We start from the raw sequence: 25,679 nt of genomic DNA, 5'->3' as shown, positions 1-25,679 counted from the left end.
CTTTTTCAGCGCCTGACGAGTTTGGCAACGAATAGCAAAATGCAGGCGCCCACGAAACCCTGCACCAGGTAACCCAGCCATCCGCCAGCGACATGGATATTGGCGCTCTCGAAGACGGCGTTGGCGATCACCGCGCCGACGATGCCGATCACGATGTTCATCAAGACGCCGAACCGGAGGTCCATCAGGATGCCGGCAAGCCAGCCGGCCACGCCGCCGATGATGATCGCTGCAATCCAACCCACACCCATCTCATGCTCCCCTTTCAGATCCCAGATATGGGATTGGCCAACTACACAATCCAGCCATCAGCCCAGTGTATTTGCGATACGTCAGCATCTATCCCCTCACCAACAAAATCTACGACTTAGCTAAAGCTAAGATCGTGATTTTGTAACCTCTCCCACAAGGGGAGAGGTAGGCTCGCGGCGGCGCCTCATCTCCATCTCTCCCCTTGTGGGAGAGAAAGCAATTTCAACATCTTAGCTCAGCTAAGTGTTAGAAATTGCAAGTGAGGGGATCGCCCCAGTCCTCAATCAGGCATTCAATGCCCTTCCATAGGCGTCGAGCACGCTTTCCTTCATCGTCTCCGAAATGGTGGGATGCGGGAAAATCGTGTGCATCAATTCCTCTTCCGTCGTCTCCAGGTTCATGGCGACGACGAAGCCCTGGATGAGTTCGGTCACTTCCGCGCCGACCATATGGGCACCGAGAAGTTCGCCGGTCTTCTTGTCGAAGATGGTCTTCACCAGCCCCTGGTCCTCGCCGAGCGCGATCGCCTTGCCGTTGGCGACGAAGGGGAAACGGCCGACGCGGATGTCGCGGCCCTCGGCCTTCGCCTTTGCTTCGGTCAAACCGACCGAGGCGACCTGCGGGTGGCAATAGGTGCAGCCGGGAATCTTCAACTTGTCCATCGGATGGACGTTAGGGAGGCCGGCGATCTTCTCGACGCAGATGACACCCTCGTGCTCGGCCTTGTGGGCGAGCAGCGGCGGACCGGCGACGTCACCGATGGCGTAGATGCCCGGCACGTTGGTCTTGCCGTAGCCGTCGATGACGATGAAGCCACGGTCGGTCTTCACGCCGACAGCCTCGAGGCCGATGCCTTCGATATTGGCCTGCACACCGACGGCGGAGATCATCCGGTCTGCTGTGATCTCCTGCGTCTTGCCGTCCTTGAGCTCGATCGTCGCGGTGACCGAGTTGGCGCCCTTCACGACCTTGGCGACCTTGGCTTCGAGCAGGATCTTCATGCCTGCCCGCTCGAACTGCTTCTTCGCAAGGGCGGAGATTTCCGCATCTTCCACCGGCATGACCTGGCTCATGATCTCGACGACGGTGACGTCGACGCCGAGCGTCCGGTAGAAGCTGGCGAATTCGATGCCGATCGCGCCCGAGCCCATGACCAGCAGCGATTTCGGCATTTCCTCCGGCTTCATCGCCTCGAAATAGGTCCAGATCAGCTTGCCGTCCGGCTCGATGCCGGGAAGCGCGCGCGGGCGGGCGCCGGTCGCGACGATGATATGCTTGGCGGTATAGGTGCCTTCACCGAGCGTGTTCTTCGGAATCGGGCCGATCGGCTCGACCGGTTTCTTGGCGGTCTTGGAGACGACGACCTCACCGGGCTTGGTGATCTTGGCATCGCCCCAGATGATATCGACCTTGTTTTTCTTGAAGAGGAAGCCGACGCCATTGTTCATGCGGTGCGCGATGCCGCGCGAACGGGCGACGATCGCCTTCAGGTCGGCGGTTACCGAGCCCTCGATCTTGATGCCGTAATCGCCCGGATGCTTGGCATATTCGTAAACTTCGGCCGAACGCAGCAGCGCCTTGGTCGGGATGCAGCCCCAGTTGGAGCAGATGCCGGCGAGATGCTCGCGCTCCACGACCGCGACCTTCATGCCAAGCTGTGCGGCGCGGATGGCGGCAATATATCCGCCCGGACCGGATCCGATGATGATGACGTCGTAAGCATTGGCCATAGGCGCTTCACTCCTTGTCTAGCCGGCAAAGGCTGCTGCCGCAGCCCTGCCCTTGTTCTTCCGGGAGTGAAGCTTGGCCCCTATTCGCCGAGTTTTTCGGCTGCCGGTTCGGCCCGCGTCAGCATCCCGTATATTTCATCCTTCAAGGCGAGGCGCCGCTTTCGCATTTCCTCCATGCGGATGTCGTCGCATGGCTCGATATTCGTCTCGGCCTTGTGGATCTGATGGTTCACATCCTCGTAGTCACTGCATATCCGGTGAAAATGCCCGTCCCTCTCACGCAGATGGCGCATCTGGACGGCATATTCCGGAAATTCTTCGGCGAGATGGTGTGGTGTGTTCGACATTTCCCTGACCTCCGTTGGACAATCCGGGAAATGCTAGAACCATTCCATTCCGCTACTCCTTGACCCCGATCAATCCCTCGTTTTCATCAGAGCCCCAGCATCATCCGGACGATGGGCTCCAGGCCCCGTCCGATCGCGCGGGTATTATCCGCATCGAGATGGATGCCGTCGATCGGCGTCGTTTTCGCAACCGAGCCCGCATCGAAGAAACCGCAACCCATCTCGTCGGCGAGATCACGGTAAAGCGAAGCAAGCATTGCCGACTCCTCGATGCTTCCCCTGTAGAGAGCACCGGTCAGCGGATTGGCCGTTTCGCAGAGGCTAGGTGGCGCTACGATCAGTATTTCCGGCGGCTCGCATTCCCGCGTCCAATCATGGAAACGAATGAGGCTGATGAGCTTCTTTATCCCTTGTCGCGCGCCGATCGCCGTGCCGTGGATCATCGGCTTCATGTCGTTGGTGCCGAGCATGATGATCACCAGATCCAACGGGCCATGGGTATGCAGGATCGTCGGCAACAGGCGCGCGCCGTTGCGGTCGCAATCCCCAAGCCCGTCGTCATAAGCGGTGGTGCGGCCGCCGAGCCCCTCGGCCACGACATTCACGGAGGGACCAAGAGCGGCCGCAAGCACGCTCGGCCAGCGGTCCTCAAAGGCATGGCGGCCGCCGGTTTCGGCGTCCGTGCCCCAGGTTAAAGAATCGCCATAGCAGAGAACGGTTTTCATCGACGCACTCCTGGTTTCCCCCTCACGCGGACACCCTCCCCGCAAGGGGAGGAAAGTCCATCACACCAGCATCGCCATCGGGTTTTCGATGTAGCGCTTGAACGCAGAGGCAAGCTCCGCCCCCAGCGCGCCATCGATGACGCGGTGGTCGAAGGCGAAGGTCGCCGTCATCACCGTGCCCACCTCGATCTTGCCGTTCCTGACAACCGGCTTTTCGACGCCCGCGCCGATCGAGACGATCGAGGCCTGCGGCAGGTTGACGATCGAGGTGAAGCTGGAGACGCCGAACATGCCGAGGTTGGACACCGACGTGGTGCCACCCTGGTATTCTTCCGGCTTCAACTTCTTGTCACGGGCGCGTTTGGCAAGGTCCTTCACCTCGTTGGAGATGACGGACAATGCCTTCTCCTCCGCCTTGCGAACGATCGGGGTGATCAAACCATCCGGGATCGATACGGCCACGCCGACGTCCGAATGCTTGTGCAGGACGCGGGCGGTCGAGGTCCAGGAGGCGTTCGCCATCGGCACATCGCGCAGGGCCAGCGCCATCGCCTTGATGATGAAGTCGTTGACCGACAGCTTGAAGGCCGGAACGTCGCCCTTCTCGGTCTTCTTCACCGGGGCTGAGGCGTTGATCTCGGCGCGCAGCTTCAGCATCGCGTCGAGTTCACAATCCATCGAGACGGTGTAGGACGGGACAGTCTGCGTCGACTCGGTGAGCCGAGCGGCGATCGTCTTGCGCATGCCGTCATGCGGCAGAAGCTCGTAGGAGCCTTCCGCGAACAGCTTGAGCACGGCGTCGTCCGACGGGCCTTTTGCCATGGCCGGCGCGGCAGCGGGTGCAGCTTGCGGAGCAGTTGTCGGAGCGGCCTTTCCGGTGCCAGAGGCGACGGCCTTCTCGACATCGGCCTTGACGACACGGCCATGCGGACCGGAGCCGGTAACGGCGGAAATATCGATACCGGCTTCCTTCGCGAGGCGACGGGCGAGCGGTGAGGAAAACAAGCCATTGCCGATGCCGGTGCCGCTTTGGGCCGATGCCGGGGCGGCAGCGGGTGCCGGGGCGGCAGGTGCCGGAGCGGTCTCGGAAGCCTTCGGGGCCGGAGCGGCTTCCGCCTTCGGCGCAGGGGCGGCCTCGGCCTTCGGCACAGGGGCAGCTCCACCGCCAGAAGACGCGGCAGCCGAAACATCCTCGCCTTCTCCGGCGAGGATCGCGATCAGGGCGTTGACCTTGACCGCTTCCGTGCCGGCCGGGACGACGATCTTCGCAACGGTGCCCTCATCGACGGCTTCCACTTCCATGGTCGCCTTGTCGGTTTCGATCTCGGCGATCACATCGCCGGACTTGACCTTGTCGCCTTCCTTGACCAGCCACTTGGAAAGGTTGCCCTCTTCCATGGTCGGCGAAAGGGCAGGCATGGTGATGTTGATCGGCATCGAAACGCCCTCCCCTTATTTGTAGCAGACGGTCTTCACCGCCTGGACGACTTCGCCGACATTCGGCAGCGCCAGCTTTTCCAAGTTCGCCGCGTAAGGCATCGGGACGTCCTTGCCAGCGATCGTCAGGATTGGCGCGTCGAGATAGTCGAAAGCCTGCTGCATGACGCGGGTTGCGATTTCCGTGCCGACCGACGACTGCGGATACCCTTCCTCGACGGTGACGAGGCGGCCGGTCTTCTTGACCGATTCGATGACCGTCGGCAGATCCATCGGGCGGATGGTGCGAAGGTCGATCAATTCGACTTCGATCCCTTCCTTTGAAAGCTCCTCGACCGCCTTCACGGCATAGGTCATGCCGATGCCGAAGGAGACGACGGTCGCGTCCTTGCCGGTCTTGTGGATGCGGGCCTTGCCGATCGGCAGCACGAAATCATCAAGCTTCGGCACTTCGAAATGATGGCCGTAGAGGATCTCGTTTTCCAGGAAGATGACCGGGTTCGGATCGCGGATGGCAGCCTTCAGGAGGCCCTTGGCGTCGGCTGCCGTGTAAGGCATGACGACCTTGAGGCCCGGGACATGGCTGTACCAGGCGGCATAATCCTGGCTGTGCTGGGCGGCGACGCGGGCGGCCGCACCGTTCGGACCGCGGAAGACGATCGGAGCGCCCATCTGGCCGCCGGACATGTAGAGCGTCTTGGCAGCCGAATTGATGATCTGGTCGATCGCCTGCATGGCGAAGTTGAAGGTCATGAACTCCACGATCGGCCTGAGACCGGCCATGGCGGCACCGACGCCGACGCCTGCGAAACCGTGCTCGGTGATCGGGGTATCGACCACGCGGCGGGGACCGAACTCCTGCAGCAACCCTTGCGTGATCTTGTAGGCACCCTGGTATTCGGCGACTTCCTCGCCCATGACGAAGACATCCTCGTCGCGGCGCATTTCTTCCGCCATGGCGTCACGAAGCGCTTCGCGGACGGTCATGGTCACCATTTCGGTGCCGGCCGGAATATCCGGGTCGGAGGCCGTCGGCGCGATCGGCTGGGCCGGAACAGGTGCGGATGCGGAGCCGGTTTCAGTCGGCTTTTCTTCCTGCGGTACCTGCGGAGCCGCAGCCTTCGGCGTTTCGGCGGACGCTTCAGAACCGATGTCGGCAGCGCTTTCGCCGTCGGCGAGGAGAACGGCGATCTTGGTGTTCACCTTGACGTTTTCGGTGCCGGCCGGAACGAGCAGCTTGCCGATCACGCCCTCATCGACGGCTTCCACTTCCATGGTCGCCTTGTCGGTCTCGATTTCGGCGATCACGTCACCGGAGGTAACCTTGTCACCTTCTTTTTTCAGCCATTTGCTGAGCGTGCCTTCCTCCATGGTCGGGGAAAGGGCGGGCATAAGGATATCGATAGGCATAAAACTCCCTCCCCTCGATCAGAGCAGAATGTCGGTATAGAGCTCGGACACATCCGGCTCCGGATCGGCCTGGGCGAAATCGGCGCTGTCGGCGACGATGTCGCGGACGTCCTTGTCGATCGCCTTCAATTCGTCCTCGGTCGCCCAGCCCTTTTCGAGAAGGCGAGCGCGCACCTGCTCGATCGGGTCGTGCTCGGAGCGCATCTTCTGTACCTCGTCCTTCGAGCGGTACTTGGCCGGATCCGACATGGAGTGGCCGCGATACCGGTAGGTCAGCATTTCGAGGATGATCGGGCCCTTGCCGGACCGGCAATGTTCCATCGCCTCGTCGGCGGCAGCCTTCACGGCGCGTACATCCATGCCGTCCACCTGGAAACCGGGAATGTTGAAGGAAGCGCCGCGCTGCGAGAAATTGGCCTGCGCCGTGGCCCGGGCGGTCGAGGTGCCCATGGCATAGCGGTTGTTCTCGATCACATAGACGACCGGCAGCTTCCAGAGCTCGGCCATGTTGAAGCTCTCGTAGACCTGACCCTGGTTGGCCGCGCCGTCACCGAAATAGGCGGTGCTGACCGCATTGTTGCCGCGGTATTTGTTGGCAAAGGCCAGACCGGTACCGAGCGAGACCTGGGCGCCGACGATGCCGTGACCGCCGTAAAAGTTCTTTTCCTTGGAGAACATGTGCATGGAGCCGCCCTTCCCCTTGGAATAGCCGCCCCGGCGCCCGGTGAGCTCCGCCATGACGCCACGCGCGCTCATGCCCGTCGCCAGCATGTGGCCGTGGTCACGGTAGCCGGTGATGACCTGGTCGCCTTCCTTCAGCGCCATCTGCATGCCGACGACGACTGCTTCCTGGCCGATATAGAGATGACAGAAGCCGCCGATGAAGCCCATGCCATAAAGCTGGCCGGCCTTTTCCTCGAAGCGGCGGATCAGGAGCATGTCGCGGAGGGCCTTGAGCTCCTCTTCCTTGCTGAAGTCAGCAAAGGTGCCGCCGTCGAAATTCTTCTTTGCCGGCCTGGATGCCGTCTTGGTAACAGATTTTGCCGTAGCAGACTTTGCCGCGGATTTGCGGCCGGATACAGACGCGGTTTTGGTCGGCGCCATTCATCCCTCCCTCTCGTGCTGCATGGAGAGCGGCTTTAGTGCCCGACGCTGGCCGTCGGAAACCCGCTCCGGTTTCGAGGCCGTACCATAGGCAAGAAACGAGACCCCAGCAATGCCATAAATGCATGGCTCACATTCCGCACAACACACTGAAAAGACTTGCGAAATGTTAAGTTAACCAGATTCCGGTTAACTCAGAAGTAGCTGTTGAAGATGACGATTTCGTCGTTGCGCGAAACATTGAGCTGATAGCGGGCGATCTCATCGAGCATATCTTTCTCCAGAGAGCCGTCACTCATGAGCTGCACCTGCCGCTCAAGCGCCTCGCGTCTGGCCGTCAGCCTGGCGAGCTCCTCGGCACGCGCCTGCCGCTGACGCTCGAATTCCTCGGTGGCGATCAGACCCAGATCACCATGCACAGAATGATAGCCGAAGTATGAAAGGAAGGCGACGGTAATGGCGGGGAGGACAAAACGACCGAATTTTCTTTGTCTGTGATGCTTCGTCCACATGCCCAATCAACGCCTTGTCACGCTCTACGGGGATCGCAGAAATCGATCCGAACAGAATTTCAAATTCGCAGAACTTGCTTAAGCAATCGCTAACTAGAATCGAGTCCGCCGATCTCGACATTCAGGACGTGGAAGCCCCGTACGTTCTGACGGGAGAAGAAATATGTCGCGCCGTTTTGCCCATTCACAACGCCGCGCGGAGGGACATCCCCTCTCCTCGCGTGCGGGGAGAGGGTGAGGGAGGGGCGTGGAGTTTAGGCCTTCAAAATGCCGCGGCCGGCATAAGCCGCCTGCGGACCCAGCATTTCCTCGATGCGGATGAGCTGGTTGTACTTGGCAAGGCGGTCGGAGCGCGACAGCGAGCCGGTCTTGATCTGTCCGCAATTGGTGGCGACCGCGAGGTCGGCGATGGTGGAATCCTCCGTCTCGCCCGAACGGTGCGACATGACAGCCGTGTAGCGCGCCTTGTGGGCGGTCTCGACGGCATCGAGCGTTTCCGAAAGCGAACCGATCTGGTTGACCTTGACGAGGATGGAGTTTGCGACACCCATGCGGATGCCGTCGCGCAGACGCGCGGAATTGGTGACGAAGAGGTCGTCGCCGACGAGCTGGCACGTGGCGCCGATCTTGTCGGTGAGCGCCTTCCAGCCGTCCCAGTCGTCCTCCGCCATGCCGTCCTCGATCGAAATGATCGGATACTTGCCGACGAGCTCGGCGAGGTAATCGGCCATGGCGCCGGATTCCAGCGTGCGGCCTTCGCCTTCCATCACGTATTTGCCGTCCTTGAAGAACTCCGTCGAGGCGCAGTCGAGCGCCAGGCAGACGTCGTCGCCCGGCTTGTAGCCGGCCTTCTCGACCGACTTCATGATGAAATCGAGGGCTTCCGGGGCGCTCTTCAGGCCCGGAGCGAAACCGCCCTCGTCGCCGACATTGGTGTTATGCCCCTGGGCGGCGAGTTCCTTCTTGAGGACATGGAAGATTTCCGAACCCATGCGCACCGCGTCACGCAGCGTATCGGCGCCGACCGGCATGATCATGAATTCCTGGAAGTCGATCGGGTTGTCGGCATGGGCGCCGCCGTTGATGATGTTCATCATCGGAACGGGGAGGACATGCGCGTTCGGACCGCCCACGTAGCGGTAGAGCGGCAGGCCGGCGGATTCGGCGGCGGCCTTGGCGACGGCGAGCGACACACCGAGGATGGCATTGGCGCCGAGGCGCGACTTGTTCGGCGTGCCGTCGAGCGCGATCATCGTCTTGTCGATGTGGATCTGGCTTTCGGCATCGAAACCGCCGATCGCATCGAAGATCTCGGTGTTGACCGCCTCGACAGCCTTTTCGACGCCCTTGCCGCCGTAACGCTTGCCGCCGTCACGCAGTTCGACCGCCTCGTGCGCGCCGGTCGACGCGCCGGACGGAACAGCTGCACGGCCAAAAGAACCGTCTTCCAGATAGACATCCACTTCAACCGTCGGATTACCGCGGCTGTCGAGGATTTCACGGGCGATGATATCGGTGATGGCGGTCAAAAGACTCTCCCTGGGCTTGGACGTCAGATCTATATGGTTCGTGTCACTGACCATGTCCCATGGTCAGTGACACGAAAATTACAGTGCAGCCGCTTTTCGCGCTTTTTCAGGCGGGCGCTTCAGGCAGCCTTTGCGACCGCATCGAGGGCAAGCAGCTTTTCCAGAAGCCGTGGCATATCTTTGAGATGCACCATGTTCGGACCGTCAGACGGAGCATTGTCCGGGTCCTCGTGGGTCTCGATGAAGAGGCCGGCGACACCGACGGCAACGGCCGCCCGCGCCAGCGTCTCGACGAATTCCCGCTGGCCGCCGGTGGAGCCGCCCTGCCCGCCCGGCTGCTGGACCGAATGCGTCGCGTCGAAGACGACCGGAGCGCCCATCGCCGCCATAATCGGCAGCGAGCGCATGTCGGACACCAATGTGTTGTAACCGAAAGAGACGCCGCGTTCGCAGAGCAGCACGTTCGGATTGCCGCTCTGGGTGAACTTGGCCAACACGTTCTTCATGTCCCAGGGCGCCAGGAACTGGCCCTTCTTGACATTGATGACGCGGCCGGTTTTCGCCGCAGCGACAAGCAAGTCCGTCTGGCGGCAAAGGAAGGCCGGGATCTGCAGCACGTCCACGGTCTGGGCGACGATGGCGCACTGCTCTTCCGTGTGAATGTCGGTGAGAACCGGGAAGCCGAATTCCTTCTTCAGATCGGCGAAGATTTCCATGGCGCTTTCGAGCCCGATGCCGCGCCTGCCGGAAATCGACGTGCGGTTCGCCTTGTCGAAGGATGATTTGTAGACAAGCCCGATGCCGAGCTTGTCGCAAAGCTCCCTCAGCGCACCCGCCATCATGAAGGCGTGGTCGCGGCTTTCCATCTGGCACGGGCCGGCGATCAGCGACAGGCGGGCATCCTGTGCGAAGACGACCTTGCCGTGCCCTTCACCGACGGAGACGCGCGGATTGGCGGAAACTTCCATGAGACTATTCCTCGAAACCGAACAACACACCCTGGCCGGGCGCCGCCTGGACCAGCACACGGCCTTCCCGGCGGACGAATGCGACGTCATTAGCAGCAAGGATGATCTCTGTCACGGCAAGATCGGCAGTCTTGAAGATGATCGCCCGGCCGCGCAGACCTTCGGCATTCGGCAACGGCACAAGGGCGAATTCCGATTCGAGATCTTGATCCTGCATGACGCGGATGCGTGTGTTCGAAGCGACAAGCTCCACGGCCGCAGCTTCGATCCCGGCTTTCGCGAGCAGCACCTCTTCGAGCAGGGGCGCAAAATCGTCGGGCGATGCGGCCGAAAGAACGATCTCGCTCAAGCCGGTCACCGTATTGGAATGGCGTTCCAGTTCGCCTCGATCGGCCGGCAGCGGATTGATCCGCTGTGCAGAGAACAAGAAGAAATCCGGCGCATGCTCGTTTCCCGCAAAGGCCAGCCGGAAGCTTGCCTCAGTCTCGGAACCGTCCGGCATCTTCACGCCGCGGGAGAATTCCAGGATATCGCCCGCGGAAATCCCGCGCAGCCTGAAACGCGCGTGATCGGCTGCCGCATCGCCCGTGGCAACCGCGAGGGCCGAAAAGCCCTGCCTGTTACGCGCCTTGCGGAAGGCGAGATCCCGGGCGGTGAAGACATTGCCGCGCTTGGCCGCGGCTGCCGCCTGACGCCGGTTGGCGATCGCCAGCGGCTCCAGATAGGCCCCATCCGAGAAAAACACGCAGGCATTGGCCGTGCCGAAAGGATGAAAGGCCTCCGGCGCAACTGTAAATCCGAGTTCTGCCAGTCGCGAACGCGCGACGGCAAGGTCCGCCACCGGCAGAACGAGATGATCGATTAGTCTAGCATTCACGCGAGAGCCCCCAGAATCCGGAATCGCAGCACTACATTGGCAGCGGATCGGCTTCGAGCAAGTGGTGTCGAAAGAGATATGTTGCAGACATCCATGAAGAAAAATCATCATACTTCACGAAAATTTAGGGACTTGCGGAACACATATGGAACATATAGTGTATGTTCTTGATTTGTTTCCGACTCTCAAGGTGCCAAATATGCTCACGCGCAAACAGCAGGAATTGCTTCTGTTCATTCACGAACGCATGAAGGAATCCGGCGTGCCGCCCTCCTTCGACGAAATGAAGGACGCGCTCGACCTCGCGTCGAAGTCCGGCATCCACCGGCTGATCACCGCACTGGAGGAGCGCGGCTTCATCCGCCGCCTGCCGAACCGGGCACGTGCCCTTGAAGTCATCAAGCTGCCGGAAGCCTATCAGCCGAGCCTGCAGCCACGCCGCGGCTTCTCGCCGAGTGTTATCGAGGGCAGCCTCGGCAAGCCGCAGCCGGTCGCTGCCGCTCCGGCCAAGCCCGCAGCCAACGACGATCTCTCCAACGCCACCACGGTTCCCGTCATGGGCCGCATCGCCGCCGGCGTGCCCATCTCGGCGATCCAGAACAACACGCATGATATCGCAGTGCCCGCCGAGATGCTTGGTTCCGGCGAACATTACGCGCTGGAAGTCAAGGGTGATTCGATGATCGAGGCCGGCATCCTGGACGGCGACACGGTGATCATCCGCAACAGCAACACCGCCAATCCGGGAGACATCATCGTAGCGCTGGTGGACGAGGAGGAAGCGACGCTGAAGCGCTTCCGCCGCCGTGGCGCCTCGATCGCGCTGGAAGCCGCGAACCCGGCCTACGAAACCCGGATATTCCCGCCCGACCGGGTAAAGGTCCAGGGCAAGCTGGTCGGCCTCATCCGCCGTTACCATTGATCAATTGCCGAAGCTGTTCCGGGAGCGCCGAGGCGAACATCTTGTTCCGCCAGTCATAGTGGCGATGCCTGCTCCAGGGGCGGTCATGGCCGGCCATGGCGGGGCGAATAGTCCATTGCCGGATGTCGGCTGCGCCGTGCAGGGAAATTTCGAGCGCACCAGTCTTTCGCAAAGCATTGCCGTTGATCATCAATGCGCCGGAGCGGCAGTGATCGAAACGGGCGCGCGGCGCGATGATGATATGGGCGGCATCGCAGGCCGCACCGGCATAACGGCTGTCTTCGACGGAGGCTATGATGGTGCCCCCGGAAGTTTTCACCCCGCAGAAGACACGCGGCTCGCATACGAAATGACCGGCAGGCACCTGCCTGATGCGGGACCGCGCCGTCTCGATTTCGGCCTGCGTCAGCTCGCGGCGCTCCTCAGGCTTCCCATCGGGCGGTTTATCTCTTGCTGATGACACGTCCGGTTTTATGGGATCGCCCAGGAGAAGTGCCCGTTTCCACTGGCCGTAGATGAAATCGGGCGGGCGGGTGCGGTTGGTGGCAATGCCTTCCCTGCCTATCAGGGCAATCATCGTTCCGTCCTCGGAAACGAGAATATCCGGCAGGGGCTTCGATCGTTCGTGCCAGGAGAACAACAATGCGGCTGCAACGAGCGGAATGCCGACCAGCCGAAGCCTGCTTCTCAAAAGGGTCAGCAGAAGAAAACCGGCCGTGGAGACAGGCAGGAACCAGGGATGCTGACGGCCGATACCGGCGTCGCCGCCCCAGGCCGCCACATGTCTTGCTATGGAGATCACCGCTTCCAGGCCGAGACCCATGAGCTTCAGGAAGGGCGCATCGAGCCCGAACGGTACGAGCAGCATGCCGACCAGTCCGGCCGGCATGACCACGAAAGAAATGATCGGCATGGCGGCGAGGTTTGCCGCCAGACCGCCATAGGTCGCAATCCGATGGAAATGCTCGACCGAAAAGATCGCCGTCGACGTGCTGCCGATCAGGGTCGTGGCGAGAATGCCCGCAATGAATTTCCAGGAAGCCAGTACCGGCGTCACCACAGGGTGACGAATTTGCAGCGGTTCCGGATCGTGCTTTTTCGATCGATTTTTCCAGAGCGCATAACCGGCGACCAGCGCTGCGGTCGCCGCAAAGGACATCTGGAAGCTGGGCCCCAGGATTTCCGAGGGCGAAACGGCGATAATGATCAGGGCCGAAAGCGCCACATTGCGCAAGCTGATCGACGGCCGGTCGAAGAAGACTGCGACAAGCATGACCGCCATCATGATATACGCCCGCTCGGCTGAAACACCGAAGCCGGAAATCAGGTAATAGGCGGTCGCCATCAGGAGCGCGCCGGCGGCAGCGATCTTCTTCACCGGATAGGCCTGGGCAAACCCGGGAAAAAACGAAAGGACAGTGCGGACGCCGACGAAGAAGATGCCGGCGGCAAGCGCCATGTTCAGCCCGGAGATCGCGACGATATGGGCAAGTCCGGAAAGCCGGAGCGCCTCGGTGGTCTCCTTGGAAATAGCCCGGCGTTCGTCGGTCACGATCGCGGCTGCGAAGGCGCCCGCATCGCCCGGCACCGTTTCGCGAATATGGCTTGCGATGGCGCTGCGCAGATCGAAAAGCCCGCTTTCGAATTCTGCAATCCAGGCTCGCGGCAACGCCGGGCCTGCCTCCTTATTCGGCACTCCATAGAAAAAGCCGACGGCGCCGATACCATCGAAATAAGAAGAGAAGGCGAAATCGTTAAGCCCCGGCAGTGCAGGACCCGAAGGCGGCGATATGCGTACCCGGCCACTGATCGTCTCGCCGGTTTCCGCAGATTCGTGCCGCGCCCTGGCAAGCAGCGACACCCGCTCCGGAGGGCGTCGGATCTCGGGATTGGCTGTCCGTCCGACGCGGACTAAATAGCGCCAGCGTCCATTCGCATCGATTTCCCGCCGCTCGACCACGCCGGTCAGTTCGGTCGTCACCGGCGAGTCGAGAACGACTGTACTTTGCCTCCATGTTTCCAGCTCCGCGAGCATCATGCCGCCGAGAAAGAGTGCGGCGGCGACCGGGATGATACGTGCCATGCCGAATTGGTGACGCGTTATGGCAGCAATTATGGTGCATGCGAGAAAAGCCACAAAAAACGGCAGAAAAGCCGGATCTTGCGGCAAGGAGAACCAGCATGCGGCCCCTGCACCGACGACAACGGGAACGAAGAGGAAGCCATGCCCATGCGCCTCCTCTTCCAAGATCATGGACGGCGCATTGCGCCACAGGCGCTTCAAACCCACGGATATACGATGCGGAAGCGCCCTCCCCGGATGCGCCACCGACCTTCGTTCGAACGCTGGAGAAAGCTCAGAAAGATGCCCCTGGTCCACCGATCGGGATGCGTCTTCGCCGAACGCGAAATCCATCGGCCTGGTTGCCGGCCGCCCCGTCTTGATCAGCTTCGGAAACGCAGTGTCTTCCGACATGAAACGCTAAGCCCGCCCCGTCGCCAAATCATGCGACGATGCAACCTGCGCGTTTCCAACCCTCCCGTCAACTGCCCGGGAAACCTCAGCAATCCCAGAGACCTGAACCGGGTTGCAACAACAAGTTGGAAGCCCAAGCAAAAGCGGTTGCCTAATATTCTTTCGCGCTGCACAAAATGCTACCAACGACTGCTTGGCATCAGCTTTCGGATCATATAGCAAAGCATCGGACGCTTAATTCTTGTGGCGCTTTTTGGGCGCCACGCCGCCAAAAGGTTGGAGGATCAGCATGACGGATAAAAGCGCAAACGTGGTAGTCGGCGACAGACAAGTCGATCTGCCGATCAAGTCGGGCTCCATCGGTCCGGACGTAATCGACATCGGCTCCCTCTACAAGCAGACCGGTACCTTCACCTACGATCCGGGCTTCACTTCGACAGCATCTTGCGAATCCAAGATCACCTATATCGATGGCGACGAAGGCATCCTGCTGCATCGCGGCTATCCGATCGAGCAGCTCGCCGAGCACGGCGATTTCCTGGAAACCTGCTACCTGCTTCTCTACGGCGAACTGCCGACCGCCGCCCAGAAGAAGGACTTCGACTATCGCGTCACGCATCACACGATGGTGCACGAGCAGATGAGCCGCTTCTTCACCGGCTTCCGCCGCGACGCTCATCCGATGGCCGTCATGTGTGGCTGCGTCGGCGCACTTTCCGCCTTCTACCACGACTCGACCGACATCACCGATCCGCATCAGCGCATGGTCGCTTCGCTGCGCATGATCGCCAAGATGCCGACCCTTGCCGCGATGGCCTACAAGTACCACATCGGCCAGCCCTTCGTTTATCCGCAGAACAACCTGGACTATGCGTCGAACTTCCTGCGCATGTGCTTTGCCGTTCCGTGCGAAGAATATGTCGTCAATCCGGTGCTGTCGCGCGCCATGGATCGCATCTTCATCCTGCATGCGGACCATGAACAGAACGCATCGACCTCGACGGTCCGCCTCGCAGGTTCCTCCGGCGCCAACCCGTTCGCCTGCATCGCGGCCGGCATCGCCTGCCTTTGGGGCCCGGCCCATGGCGGCGCCAACGAAGCGGCACTCAACATGCTGACGGAAATCGGCACGGTCGACCGCATCCCGGAATATATTGCCCGCGCCAAGGACAAGAACGATCCGTTCCGTCTGATGGGTTTCGGCCACCGCGTCTACAAGAACTACGATCCGCGCGCCAAGATCATGCAGAAGACGACGCACGAAGTTCTCGGCGAGCTCGGCCACAAGGACGATCCGCTGCTGCAGGTCGCCATGGAGCTGGAGCGCATCGCGCTTACCGATGAATATTTCATCGAGAAGAAGCTCTACCCGAACATCGACTTCTATTCGGGCATCACGCTGAAGGCGATGGGCTTCCCCACCACGATGTTCACCGTGCTCTTCGCGCTTGCCCGTACCGTCGGCTGGATCGCCCAGTGGGCCGAGATGATCGAAGATCCGCAGCAGCGCATCGGTCGCCCCCGCCAACTCTACACCGGCGAGCCGATGCGGGACTACCTGCCGATCTCCAAGCGCTGATCGAAGCCAAATTCGAAATGAAAAACCCGGTCAAAGATGGCCGGGTTTTTTCTTGTCCAGAATTTCGAGAACGACGCCGGCCGCTGCTTCGCCCGGCGGCACAGGCACCTGCAGGCGCTGCCAGGTGAGATCAAACCCTTCCATCATGGCATACCGCTGCGTGGTATTGCTGGACAGCCGCTCCGCCCAGCGGCAAAGGCTGCCTGGCCGCACCACTTCGTTGATATATTCCGGCACCACAGGATAATCCGCGATCAGATTCGGCAGCGCGCCGGACCAGATCTTGATCCGCTTCGACATCAGCATGATCAGCCAGTCCGCCTTGTAGGCCGAGACGACGGGCACGTTCGAGAGGGCGAGTTCGAGAATGACGGTGCCGGAGGCGGCAATCGCCGCATCGGCTTCCGCGAAGGCTGCCCATTTGCTCTCCGCGTCGACGGTGATCTCGGGCTTGACCGGAAGGGCTGCCGCTAGTTCGCGCACCAGTTTCTCCTGGCGCGGTACGGTCGGCAGCAGGAAGCGTGCCTTGCCGTTGCGCGCGACGAATTCCCGTGCCGCTTCGCCGAACACCGGCAGCAGCGCCTTGATTTCGGCCGATCGCGAGCCCGGCAGAAGCAGGATGGTTTTCTCCTCATGCTTTACCTTCGCGGGACGCTCGGCGCGAATGCCGCGCACCTTGAGCAGCGACGGATCGTCGGTCAGCCGATGGCCGACGAATGTCGTCTCGGGACCGCCGAGCCGCTTCATCGCCTCCGGTTCGAAGGGCAGAACGGCCAACACGTGGTCGACATAGGCGAGCATCGCCGTGGCGCGATATTCCTTCCACGCCCAGACGCTCGGGCAGACATAGTCGATGATCGGCAGATCGGGCAGAGCCGCCCGCACCTTCTTCGCGACTCGATGGGTGAAATCCGGGCTGTCGATGATGACCAACACATCCGGCCTGGCGGCGACGATCGACGCGGCCGTCTGGTTGATCCTTCTAATCAGGTTCGGCAGGCGGGCCAGCACCTGGGTGAGGCCCATGATCGACAGTTCGGAAAAGTCGAAAAGCGAGGCCAGGCCCTGCGCCGCCAGCGCATCACCACCGACGCCGATCAGGTCGACCGGTCCGCCATGAGCCGCCTTCAGCGCAGCAATCAGATCGCCACCCAAAAGATCGCCGGAGACTTCGCCAGCGACAACACCGACCTTCAAGGCCCTGCTCATGACAATCCTCCATTCAGCAGGCCGGAATTCGAAAGGCCAAGGTCGATGCCGAAGACGAAAATGCCTGCGGCATCCGCGGCAGCGATCATCGTCTCCTCCTCCAGTACCAACGCACGTCCGGCCTCCACAGCGATGCCTGCGAGCCCGGCCTTCACCGCATTCTCGACGGTCGAAGGGCCAATTGCGGGAAGATCTGCGCGCATATCCTGCTGCGGTTTGCAGAGTTTGACCAGCACTCCTTTTCGACGTGCTGAAATACGTCCCTCGGCGCGCAAGGTGGCGACCCGCTCCAGCATGCGATCCGTGCCCTCCACACCTTCGAGCGCAACCACGCGGCCGCCGACGCTCACCGCGCCCTGGCCGATATCGAGTTCGCCTAAGCGCCGGGCCGCCTCCGAAGCCATTTCGATATCGCGACAGTCCTCTTCGGAAGGCTTGTGGGCGCCAAGAGGCCCGGTCCTCGCCAGCAACCCGGGAGCGATCTCATGCGCGCCGATCACCCGGCAACCCTGCGCCTCGATAATACCGATCGCCGCCTGCAGCAGCGCGTCGTCGCCGCCGGATACCAGCGTGCGGACCAGTTGCGGCAGCTTGCGCAGCGCCTTCCAGTTGGGGCGAATGTCGCGCCAGTCCGGCCGCCGGGTAACCCCGCCGGAAAGCACGACGCGATCGATGCCTTTCTCGCGGAAAATCCGGTCGAAGCCGACGATGTCGGCAATGCTGGCCGTGGCAGTCTCGAAGCCGTCAAACCGTTGGTTGGACTCATTGCGCAGCGGAATGATAAAGGGATTTTCACCGGTCGCACGCGCGGCCTCCGCCAGGTGGACCGGCAGGAATCCGTTTCCGGCGACGATTGCCAGCCGGCCCTTCGGCGCAAGGCCCGGCACGGCAGATCAGCCCTTGCCGCGGAAGGGAGAAGAGAGAGCGCGGTCGCTGTCGGCCGCTATGAAATCAAGAATCTCGATCACTTCCTTGCAATCGGCATATTCATCACGGATCGCCGCCGCATTGGTGCGGATATTGCCCTCGCCTTCGAAGATCTGCTTGAAGGCGCGTCGCACCGCGTGGATGGTCGAACGCTCGATGCCGGCGCGCGTCATGCCGACCACGTTCAACCCGCCGAGCACGCCCGGATTGCCGTTCAGCATGCCATAGGGAATGACGTCGTAATTCACCGCCGAAAGCCCGCCGATAAAGGCTTGTCGGCCGATGCGGGTGAACTGGTGCACGGCGCAGCCGCCGCCGAGGATGGCGCGATCCGCCACATACACATGCCCCGCCAACATGACATTGTTGGACATGATGATATCGTTGCCGAGCCGGCAATCATGGGCGACATGGGAATTTGCGAGAAACAGGCAATTGTTGCCGACAACGGTCTTGCCGCCGCCGCCGACGGTGCCGCAGTTCATGGTGACGCCTTCGCGAATGGTGCAGTTATCGCCGACCGTCAGCGAGGAACTCTCGCCGGCCTCATGAAGACTTTGCGAGATCCCGCCAATCACCGCCATCGGAAAAATGCGGCAATTGCGGCCGATCTCCGTATTGCCGGTGACGACCGCATGGGAAATCAGCTCGACGCCATCCTTCAGCACGACGCGCGGACCGACATGCGAGAACGGGCCGACGATGACATTCTCGCCGATGACGGCGCCGTCTTCGACCACCGCAAGCGGATGGATGCGCGCGCTGGCAGCGATCTTGCTCATTCGCCGCCCTTACGCATCATCGCGCCGATATCGGCTTCCGCAACAAGCGCGCCATCGACCTTGGCGTCACAATGGAATTTCCAGATATTGCCGCGCTGCTTCTGCTTGATGACATGGTATTCGACCCGATCACCCGGCACGACCGGCTTGCGGAAACGGGCGTTGTCGATGGTCATGAAATAGACGAGGTAGCCGCCCTCGCCTTCCTTCCGCGCACATATGGCGCCGGCAGTCTGAGCCATGCCCTCGATCAGCAGCACGCCCGGCATGATCGGCCGATCAGGGAAATGGCCGGTGAAATGCGGCTCGCTGGCGGTTACGTTCTTGATGCCGATAGCGGAATTGTCGCCATCGATCTCAATGATCTTGTCGACCAGCAGGAAAGGATAGCGGTGCGGCAGCAGCTTCATGATTTCCTGAATGTCGGCCGCGCCGAGCTCCGGCTTGGTCTCATCAGTCATTCTTCTTTTCTCCTTTGCGCTTTGCCCGCTCATCCGACCGCGCCATGATCTCGGCCATGTCCCGCAAGAAATCCTTCATCGGCCGGGCCGGAATACCGCCATAGACCAGACCCGGCGGAACATTGGCGACCACACCGCTCATCGCAGCAATCTGGGCTCCATCGCCGATGGTGATATGGCCATTAATGCCAGACGCGCCGCCGATCAATACACCGTTGCCGATCTTCGTGGAGCCCGCAATGCCCGCGCCCGCGGCGATGCCGCAATGGCGACCGATGCGGACGTTATGCGCGATCTGAACCTGGTTGTCGATCTTGGTTCCTTCGCCGATCACCGTATCGTCCATCGCCCCACGATCGACGGTCGTGTTGGCGCCTATCTCCACATTGTCCTGGATGATCACGCGGCCGATCTGCACGATCTTCAGCATGCCCCTCGGGCCCGGTGCATAACCAAACCCGTCCTGCCCGATGCGGGCCCCGTTGTGAATGATGACATTATTGCCGATCAGGGCCGCGAGAACGCTCGCGCCTGCGGCAATCGTGCAATCCCGGCCGATCCTGACGTCAGCGCCGACAACGCTGCCCGCACCGATCCGCGTTCCATTGCCGATCTCCGCCCGGGCACCAATCACGGCCATAGGCTCGACTTCAACCCCCGGCTCCAGCTTTGCCGTGGGATCGACGAAAGCCGCAGGCGAAATGCCCAGCGGCGATGACGTGACCGGCGCCGGCCGCATTGCCTGCGGATGCAAGATCGCTCCGGCCTGCGCAAAGGCCGTATGCGGCGTCTTGGTCAACAAGACAGGAATATGGTCGGGAACGATCGCACTGATGGCCGACTCGCAGAGAATTGCGGACGCCCGGCAGGTCTCGAGTTCATGCCGGCTCTTGCGGGACAGGATATAACAGATCTGCCCTTCGCCCGCCCGCGCAACCGGCGACACCGAATAGATCATCCGGCCGCCGACACTCTCGTCAAGCAGCTCGGCCCCAAGACGGACAGCCAGCTCGCGCAGGCTCATGCCATCATGGGGCGGAAAGAATTCGTTGGGGTCCATAAAACCGGAACTCCAGAACAGATTTCCGCCCACTGTCGCGGGCGGAAACGATCAGAACTGGTTCGCCATGCTGAACCGGAATTCCTGGGTTTCGTCGAAGTCTTCCTTGACGACCGGCTTGGCGTAGTCGAAGCGGATATTGCCGAACGGCGATGCCCACATGACGCCGACGCCGACGGACGCACGCCAGGACATGTCCGTACCCTGCGCGGTGCTGGTACCCAGGTTGACGTCATTGCCGTAAAGCGTACCGGCATCCGCGAAGACAGCGGCGCGCAGACCGAAATCCTCCGGGAAAGCCGGCATCGGCATGGACATTTCAGCGGAGGCCGTGAAGTAAGTCGTGCCGCCCAACGGATTGCCATGATCGACCGTGCGCGGACCGATACCGTCGTTCTCGAAGCCACGAATCTGGCGGCCGCCGATGGTAAACTGATCGAAGACGTGCAGATCATCACCCGTCGAGACAACGTGACCGGCACCGACCGCGATCGAGCCGATCAGGTCCGCTTCCGTCGACAGCGTCTGGAAATAACGGGCGCGGCCGGAAATCTTGTAGAAGTCGGAATCGCCGCCAAGACCTGCATATTCATGCGTGATCGTCGCATAGATACCCTCGCGCGGCAGCGTCTGGCTATCGAGCGTGTTGTAAGTCAGCGTCTGCGAGATCGACGACTGAACGAACGTTCCCTCATCGATCATCGCGGCATAAGGATACGAAACGTTGTCGTCGGCCGTGAACGGCAGCCCATCAGCCCCGAAAGCGCCGTCGTTGTCGTATTTGATTTCCTTGTAGGTGTAGCGGAACGTCGTCGCCAGATCCTCGGTGATCGGCGCCGTGACGCGCAAGGTGACGCCCTGTTCCTCGTAGTCGTAATAATCGTTCGACGACGTGGAGCTCTTGAAGAGGTCGAAGCCCGCGGCCAGACGGTAACCCAGGAAATAGGGCTCGGTGAACGAAATGTTGTAGGTGCGGGCATCGTCGAGACCGCCACCGACCGCGACACGAATGAACTGTCCGCGCCCCAGGAAGTTCTTCTCTTCGACAGAGGCCTCCAGGATGAAGCCGTCGCCACCGGCGGAATAGCCGGCACCGATACCGAACGAGCCGGTCGGCTGATCTTCCACATCGACCACGACGACCACCCGGTCGGATGCGCTGCCCTGCGTCGTCGAGATGTTGACCTTCGTGAAGTAACCCAGCGCTTCCAAGCGACGCTTGGCGCGCGAAATCATTTCCTGGTTGAAGGCGTCGCCTTCACTGAAATCGAACTCGCGGCGGATCACGTAGTCACGAGTGCGGGTGTTGCCGCGAACCTCGATGCGCTCGACATAAGCACGCTCGCCCTGATCAACAAGATAGCTGACGCCGATCGTGTGGTTTTCCATATTACGGTCGCCGCGCGGAGTGACGCGAGCGAACGGATAACCGGCCGCGGCAACGCGCCGGGAAATCCCTTCCATGGTCTTCTGGATCTCGCGCGCATCGTAAGTGCCGCCCTGGCGGGTCTCGACCAGTCCTTCGAGGTCCTGGCCGCTGACGCCTTCTACGGTGGATTCGACCCCGATGTTACCGTACTGGTAACGCTGACCTTCCTCGACGGTGAAGGTGATGTTGTATTTGTTGGTCGACTCGTCGAGTTCGGCACTCGAGGAAATCACCCGGAAATCCGGATAGCCGTGATTGTAATAGAACTGGCGCAGCGCATCCTCGTCGGCGCGCAGCTTGTCCTCGCTATAGATATCCTTGCGGGTCAGGAAAGAGAGCGGGCCGGATTCCTTCGTGATGATCACGGATTTCAGGCGGCCGTCACCGTAAGCCTGGTTGCCGACGAAATTGATGTCGGCAATCTTCGTACGGTCTCCTTCGTTGACCACGAAGGCAAGATTGACACGGCCCTCGCCGACGGGCGCGGTCTCGGTTGTGACCTCCACATCGTCACGGCCGATCGCCCGGTAGGCCTCGCGGATACGCTCGATATCCGCATTGATCATGGTCTCGCTGTAAGGACCGAGCGGCTGCGTCTGCACCACCGTCTGCAGCTTGTCGTCCTTGATCTTGCGGTTGCCGTTGAACACGACCTGGTTGATGAGCTGATTCTCGCTCACCGTAACAACCAGCGTGCTGCCGGAAACGCTGATGCGGACATCGGAGAAGTAGCCGGTCGAATAGAGCCGGCGTACGGATTCGTCGATGTCATTGTTGGAAAAGGAGACACCGGGACGGATCGTCAGATTGGAACGAACGGCTTCCTCACCCGCCCGCTGTGCGCCCCGAACCTGGACGCTCCGGATCACCGCCGCTTCGGCAGAAGGTGCGGAAGCAAGTACCAGTACACCTGCGCCCGATGCAACAACACTAGCAGACAGCGCAACCGCCGACACTGCGTTCAAGAACTTTGAACCAGCCTTCATTTTCAATTCTTACCTTTTCCCGTTGTCCCTCACCGGGTGGGAGCCCGACTCCGGCCACGTGTGTCGTTTTACCTTCTTTTGCCCTACAAGCAAGCGATCGCGTTAATTTCTGTTTACTTCCTTCTCATGCGTGACCCAATCGCCACGCAACAGTTGGAAACATGGTGAATAAACAGTTTCCTTCATCATTTGAAGGACATCAGCCGATCAGGTTGCTGATGTCGTTGAAGGTCGCGAAAACCATCAGGCTCAGCACCATGGCAAGTCCGATGCGAAAAGCCATCTCCTGAGCACCGGCTCCCAGCGGTCTGCCACGCACTGCCTCTATGGCATAGAAAACGAGATGTCCACCGTCCAGAACCGGGACAGGCATCAGATTGAGAAGCCCGATCGATACGGAAAGAACGGCGGCAAGCTGGATCACGGCGGCAAAGCCGAGCGTCGCCATCTGTCCGGATGCCTGGGCGACGCGCACCGGCCCTCCGAGCTGATCGGCCTTCATGCGGCCGGTCACCAAGTTGCCGATATAGCGGAAAGTGCCCGTGATGATATGCCCGGTCTCCGTGACACCTTCTGCCACCGCCTGCAGCGGCGTGAAGCTCTCGACCCGGAAATTGCCGCGCTCCTCGTTGGTGACGATGCCGATCAGGCCGAGCTCGACCTTGTTGCCGAACTGGTCGGTGATTTCCGTCCGCTTGGGGACCATCGGCAGGTCAATATCCTGACCGTTGCGCTCGACCGTCACGACGATCGGGGTCTCGGGCCTGACACTGACATAACGCCGCACGTCGTCGAAGGTGCGGATGCGCGAGCCGTCAAGCGCCACCAGCCGGTCACCGGGCTCAACGCCGGCCGCCAGAGCGGCGCTGTCCGGCTGCACTTCGGCAACCACCGGATCGGCAACGACCTTGCCGTAAACGCTGAACAGGACTGCGAAGATCGCAATCGCGAGAATAAAGTTGGCGATCGGGCCAGCCGCGACAGTCGCCGCCCTCTTCCACAATTTCGCCCCGGCCAGCGTCTGAGCCTTCTCTTCCTCGGTCATCCCCTGAAGCCCGCTCGCATCCGGCAGGCTCGCCGCATCCTCATCGCCGAAGAACTTCACATACCCCCCGAGAGGGATCGCGGAGATCTTCCACCGCGTGCCACGACGATCAGTGAACCCCAAAAGTTCCGGGCCGAAACCGACCGAAAAGGCGGTGGAGCGGATGCCGCACCAGCGGCCGACGAGATAATGGCCCATCTCATGCACGAAAACGAGCAGCGACAGGACGAGTATGAAGGGGATGATGTAGCCGGTGATGAAGCTGAGGATGGCCATCAAAGTTTCCGTTTCAACATTCTATCGGTCGCAGCGCCTTCAAAAACCGAAAAGGAAGGCCGCAACCGATATACCAAGATGGCCCGTCGAGGCCGAGTAAACAAGTGTCAACAGAAACGCTGCGAAACAGGCGAAAACGAGGCCGTCGACACGGTCCATGACACCGCCATGTCCCGGAATGAGATGGCTCGAATCCTTCACGCCGAACCGGCGCTTGATGAAGGATTCAAAAAGATCGCCGATCTGGCTGGTGACGGACAGCAGGATCGAGATCGCCACGGTCCAGAGGGACAGCCGCGAAAAGACGACCAGCGCCACCGCCGAGCTCGCGATGGCAGCGGAAACGGTACCACCGATCGCACCCGACCACGTCTTTCCCGGTGAGATCCTTGGCGCCAGTTTCGGTCCCTGCAAGGCCCGACCGACAAAATAGGCGAAGATGTCGGTTGCCCAAACGACGGCAAAAATAAAGAGCGTCGCAACGAACCCGGCCTGATCGTCGGCCCGAATTGCGGCGAGCGATATCCCGCTCAGGCCCGCATAAACGATGCCGCCCGGCAACCACCAGCTTCCCTTGCGCCACAGCACGATGAGAATGGCCGTGATCGCAGCGCCGCCCAGAAGCGGGATCGCCAGATCCCTCTCACCGAAGACGATATTGTAGGCGACCAGAAGGATCGCGACCCAGCCGAAGGCATTTGCCGAAAAATCGCGTTCGCCAAGTTTGGTTATCGTCGACCATTCGTAATAGATCAGGATGGCGATCACCGCCGCCAACGCGCGGAAGGAAAAACCGCCATACCAGGTGGCCGCAAGCACGACCACCGCAAGAACCAGGCCGGAAACGATGCGGCGTTTGAGTTCCGGGCTCATCAACCGACCACTGCGGCGGTCTGGTTCGACAAGCCGCCGAAACGCCGGTCGCGCGACGCGAAAATCCTGAGGGCATCATAGAAGAGCTTGCGGTCGAAATCAGGCCAGTATTCCGGCAGGAAGACGAGTTCGGAATAGGCGGCCTGCCACAAAAGGAAGTTCGAGAGCCTCTCCTCACCGCTCGTGCGAATGATGAGATCGGGATCGGGAATGCCGGCAGTGTCCAGGCTCTCGCTGATCCGGTCGGCGTCGATATCGGCCGCCGTCAAAAGGCCAGCCTCCACGTCGCGGGCAAGCTTGGCGACCGCACGGGCGATCTCGTTTCTCGCGCCATAATTGAAGGCGATGACGAGCGTGAGAGCCGTATTGAACCGCGTCGTCTCTTCGGCCTCCACCAGCAACGGCAGAATGTCGCCCTGGAGTTCGTCGCGCTCGCCGATCACCCGGATGCGAACATTCTCGCGATGAAGTTCGGCGAGATCGCGGCGGATAAAGCGGCGCAGAAGGCCTAGAAGATCATTCACTTCGGATTCAGGGCGGCTCCAGTTCTCCGAGGAGAAGGCAAACAATGTCAGGTATTTGACGCCTGCCTCGCCTGCGGCGCGCACCGTTTCCCGGACTGCTTCCACTCCTTTGCTGTGCCCGACGGTGCGGGGAAGCCCGCGCTTGTTGGCCCAGCGGCCGTTGCCATCCATGATGATGGCAACATGTTGAGGGATGATCGCAAGTTCGGGATTCGCCATATTCTATGCGGTTCCTTTGG

At 61.1% G+C, this 25,679-nt stretch carries 23 protein-coding genes; 2 read left to right on the top strand and 21 right to left on the bottom strand.

Annotated elements, in window-relative coordinates; genetic code table 11:
• Window positions 1–5 precede the first annotated feature (5 nt).
• From JL39_RS20610 to JL39_RS20560, 11 genes are all read right to left on the bottom strand, one after another.
• Window positions 6–251 carry a GlsB/YeaQ/YmgE family stress response membrane protein gene (locus tag JL39_RS20610; protein ID WP_037155085.1) on the bottom strand — a complete coding sequence of 82 codons (246 nt, stop codon included), beginning with the start codon at window positions 249–251 and terminating at the stop codon, window positions 6–8.
• Between the two features lie 285 nt (window positions 252–536).
• Window positions 537–1,982 (bottom strand): dihydrolipoyl dehydrogenase, encoded by a 1,446-nt coding sequence (gene lpdA / locus JL39_RS20605; RefSeq protein ID WP_037155059.1) that lies wholly within the window; start codon window positions 1,980–1,982, stop codon window positions 537–539.
• An 80-nt stretch (window positions 1,983–2,062) separates the two neighbouring features.
• On the bottom strand, window positions 2,063–2,329 hold the full coding sequence (locus JL39_RS20600; protein ID WP_037155035.1) for a DUF465 domain-containing protein: 267 nt from the start codon (window positions 2,327–2,329) through the stop codon (window positions 2,063–2,065).
• 86 nt (window positions 2,330–2,415) lie between these two features.
• On the bottom strand, window positions 2,416–3,054 hold the full coding sequence (locus JL39_RS20595) for an SGNH/GDSL hydrolase family protein (RefSeq protein WP_037155032.1): 639 nt from the start codon (window positions 3,052–3,054) through the stop codon (window positions 2,416–2,418).
• Window positions 3,055–3,114: 60 nt separating this feature from the next.
• Window positions 3,115–4,491: a pyruvate dehydrogenase complex dihydrolipoamide acetyltransferase gene (locus tag JL39_RS20590; protein WP_037155030.1), complete on the bottom strand. Its 1,377-nt coding sequence runs from the start codon at window positions 4,489–4,491 to the stop codon at window positions 3,115–3,117.
• Between the two features lie 15 nt (window positions 4,492–4,506).
• Window positions 4,507–5,901 (bottom strand): pyruvate dehydrogenase complex E1 component subunit beta, encoded by a 1,395-nt coding sequence (locus JL39_RS20585; RefSeq protein ID WP_037155027.1) that lies wholly within the window; start codon window positions 5,899–5,901, stop codon window positions 4,507–4,509.
• A gap of 18 nt (window positions 5,902–5,919) precedes the next feature.
• Window positions 5,920–7,005 carry a pyruvate dehydrogenase (acetyl-transferring) E1 component subunit alpha gene (gene pdhA, locus JL39_RS20580; RefSeq protein ID WP_037155014.1) on the bottom strand — a complete coding sequence of 362 codons (1,086 nt, stop codon included), beginning with the start codon at window positions 7,003–7,005 and terminating at the stop codon, window positions 5,920–5,922.
• Between the two features lie 194 nt (window positions 7,006–7,199).
• Window positions 7,200–7,517 carry a septum formation initiator family protein gene (locus tag JL39_RS20575; protein ID WP_037154994.1) on the bottom strand — a complete coding sequence of 106 codons (318 nt, stop codon included), beginning with the start codon at window positions 7,515–7,517 and terminating at the stop codon, window positions 7,200–7,202.
• Between the two features lie 254 nt (window positions 7,518–7,771).
• Window positions 7,772–9,046 carry a phosphopyruvate hydratase gene (gene eno / locus JL39_RS20570; RefSeq protein WP_037154991.1) on the bottom strand — a complete coding sequence of 425 codons (1,275 nt, stop codon included), beginning with the start codon at window positions 9,044–9,046 and terminating at the stop codon, window positions 7,772–7,774.
• 119 nt (window positions 9,047–9,165) lie between these two features.
• Complete coding sequence (kdsA, locus tag JL39_RS20565) at window positions 9,166–10,014, bottom strand: 3-deoxy-8-phosphooctulonate synthase (RefSeq protein WP_037154987.1); 849 nt, start codon at window positions 10,012–10,014, stop codon at window positions 9,166–9,168.
• A 4-nt stretch (window positions 10,015–10,018) separates the two neighbouring features.
• Window positions 10,019–10,891 carry a VOC family protein gene (locus JL39_RS20560; RefSeq protein ID WP_037154984.1) on the bottom strand — a complete coding sequence of 291 codons (873 nt, stop codon included), beginning with the start codon at window positions 10,889–10,891 and terminating at the stop codon, window positions 10,019–10,021.
• A gap of 199 nt (window positions 10,892–11,090) precedes the next feature.
• Between JL39_RS20560 and lexA the strand changes: the two genes are divergently transcribed.
• The gene (gene lexA / locus JL39_RS20555; protein WP_037155360.1) at window positions 11,091–11,813 is read left to right on the top strand and encodes a transcriptional repressor LexA; all 723 of its coding nucleotides are present in this window, start codon (window positions 11,091–11,093) and stop codon (window positions 11,811–11,813) included.
• On the opposite strand, the gene JL39_RS20550 is transcribed toward lexA, so the two are convergent.
• Entirely contained in the window at window positions 11,794–14,067 is a 2,274-nt protein-coding gene (locus tag JL39_RS20550; protein ID WP_037155358.1) for a ComEC/Rec2 family competence protein, read from the bottom strand. The genes lexA and JL39_RS20550 overlap by 20 nt on opposite strands.
• A 511-nt stretch (window positions 14,068–14,578) precedes the next feature.
• Here JL39_RS20550 and gltA point away from each other — a divergent pair.
• Complete coding sequence (gene gltA, locus JL39_RS20545) at window positions 14,579–15,868, top strand: citrate synthase (protein WP_037154982.1); 1,290 nt, start codon at window positions 14,579–14,581, stop codon at window positions 15,866–15,868.
• Between the two features lie 30 nt (window positions 15,869–15,898).
• On the opposite strand, the gene lpxB is transcribed toward gltA, so the two are convergent.
• From lpxB to JL39_RS20500, 9 genes are all read right to left on the bottom strand, one after another.
• Window positions 15,899–17,077 carry a lipid-A-disaccharide synthase gene (gene lpxB, locus JL39_RS20540; protein WP_037154980.1) on the bottom strand — a complete coding sequence of 393 codons (1,179 nt, stop codon included), beginning with the start codon at window positions 17,075–17,077 and terminating at the stop codon, window positions 15,899–15,901.
• Window positions 17,074–17,964 (bottom strand): LpxI family protein, encoded by an 891-nt coding sequence (locus JL39_RS20535; protein ID WP_037154978.1) that lies wholly within the window; start codon window positions 17,962–17,964, stop codon window positions 17,074–17,076. The genes lpxB and JL39_RS20535 overlap by 4 nt, the downstream gene beginning before the upstream one ends.
• Before the next feature lie 6 nt (window positions 17,965–17,970).
• Window positions 17,971–18,786, bottom strand: a complete 816-nt coding sequence (gene lpxA, locus JL39_RS20530) for an acyl-ACP--UDP-N-acetylglucosamine O-acyltransferase (protein ID WP_037154976.1) — start codon at window positions 18,784–18,786, stop codon at window positions 17,971–17,973.
• Window positions 18,783–19,247, bottom strand: coding sequence for a 3-hydroxyacyl-ACP dehydratase FabZ (gene fabZ, locus JL39_RS20525; RefSeq protein WP_037154974.1), 465 nt, complete (start codon window positions 19,245–19,247; stop codon window positions 18,783–18,785). Before fabZ ends, lpxA begins: the two co-directional genes overlap by 4 nt.
• Window positions 19,240–20,307: a UDP-3-O-(3-hydroxymyristoyl)glucosamine N-acyltransferase gene (lpxD, locus tag JL39_RS20520; protein WP_037154972.1), complete on the bottom strand. Its 1,068-nt coding sequence runs from the start codon at window positions 20,305–20,307 to the stop codon at window positions 19,240–19,242. The genes fabZ and lpxD overlap by 8 nt, the downstream gene beginning before the upstream one ends.
• Before the next feature lie 51 nt (window positions 20,308–20,358).
• Window positions 20,359–22,722 carry an outer membrane protein assembly factor BamA gene (gene bamA, locus JL39_RS20515; RefSeq protein WP_037154970.1) on the bottom strand — a complete coding sequence of 788 codons (2,364 nt, stop codon included), beginning with the start codon at window positions 22,720–22,722 and terminating at the stop codon, window positions 20,359–20,361.
• Between the two features lie 199 nt (window positions 22,723–22,921).
• Window positions 22,922–24,043 carry an RIP metalloprotease RseP gene (gene rseP / locus JL39_RS20510; protein ID WP_037154968.1) on the bottom strand — a complete coding sequence of 374 codons (1,122 nt, stop codon included), beginning with the start codon at window positions 24,041–24,043 and terminating at the stop codon, window positions 22,922–22,924.
• A 39-nt stretch (window positions 24,044–24,082) separates the two neighbouring features.
• Entirely contained in the window at window positions 24,083–24,916 is an 834-nt protein-coding gene (locus tag JL39_RS20505; protein WP_037154965.1) for a phosphatidate cytidylyltransferase, read from the bottom strand.
• Complete coding sequence (locus tag JL39_RS20500) at window positions 24,916–25,659, bottom strand: isoprenyl transferase (RefSeq protein ID WP_037154963.1); 744 nt, start codon at window positions 25,657–25,659, stop codon at window positions 24,916–24,918. Before JL39_RS20500 ends, JL39_RS20505 begins: the two co-directional genes overlap by 1 nt.
• Window positions 25,660–25,679 lie beyond the last annotated feature (20 nt).

Origin of the sequence: Rhizobium sp. YS-1r (assembly GCF_000757525.1) — a bacterium.
GTDB lineage: Bacteria > Pseudomonadota > Alphaproteobacteria > Rhizobiales > Rhizobiaceae > Neorhizobium > Neorhizobium petrolearium.
This window is presented reverse-complemented; position numbering and strand designations above follow the sequence as displayed.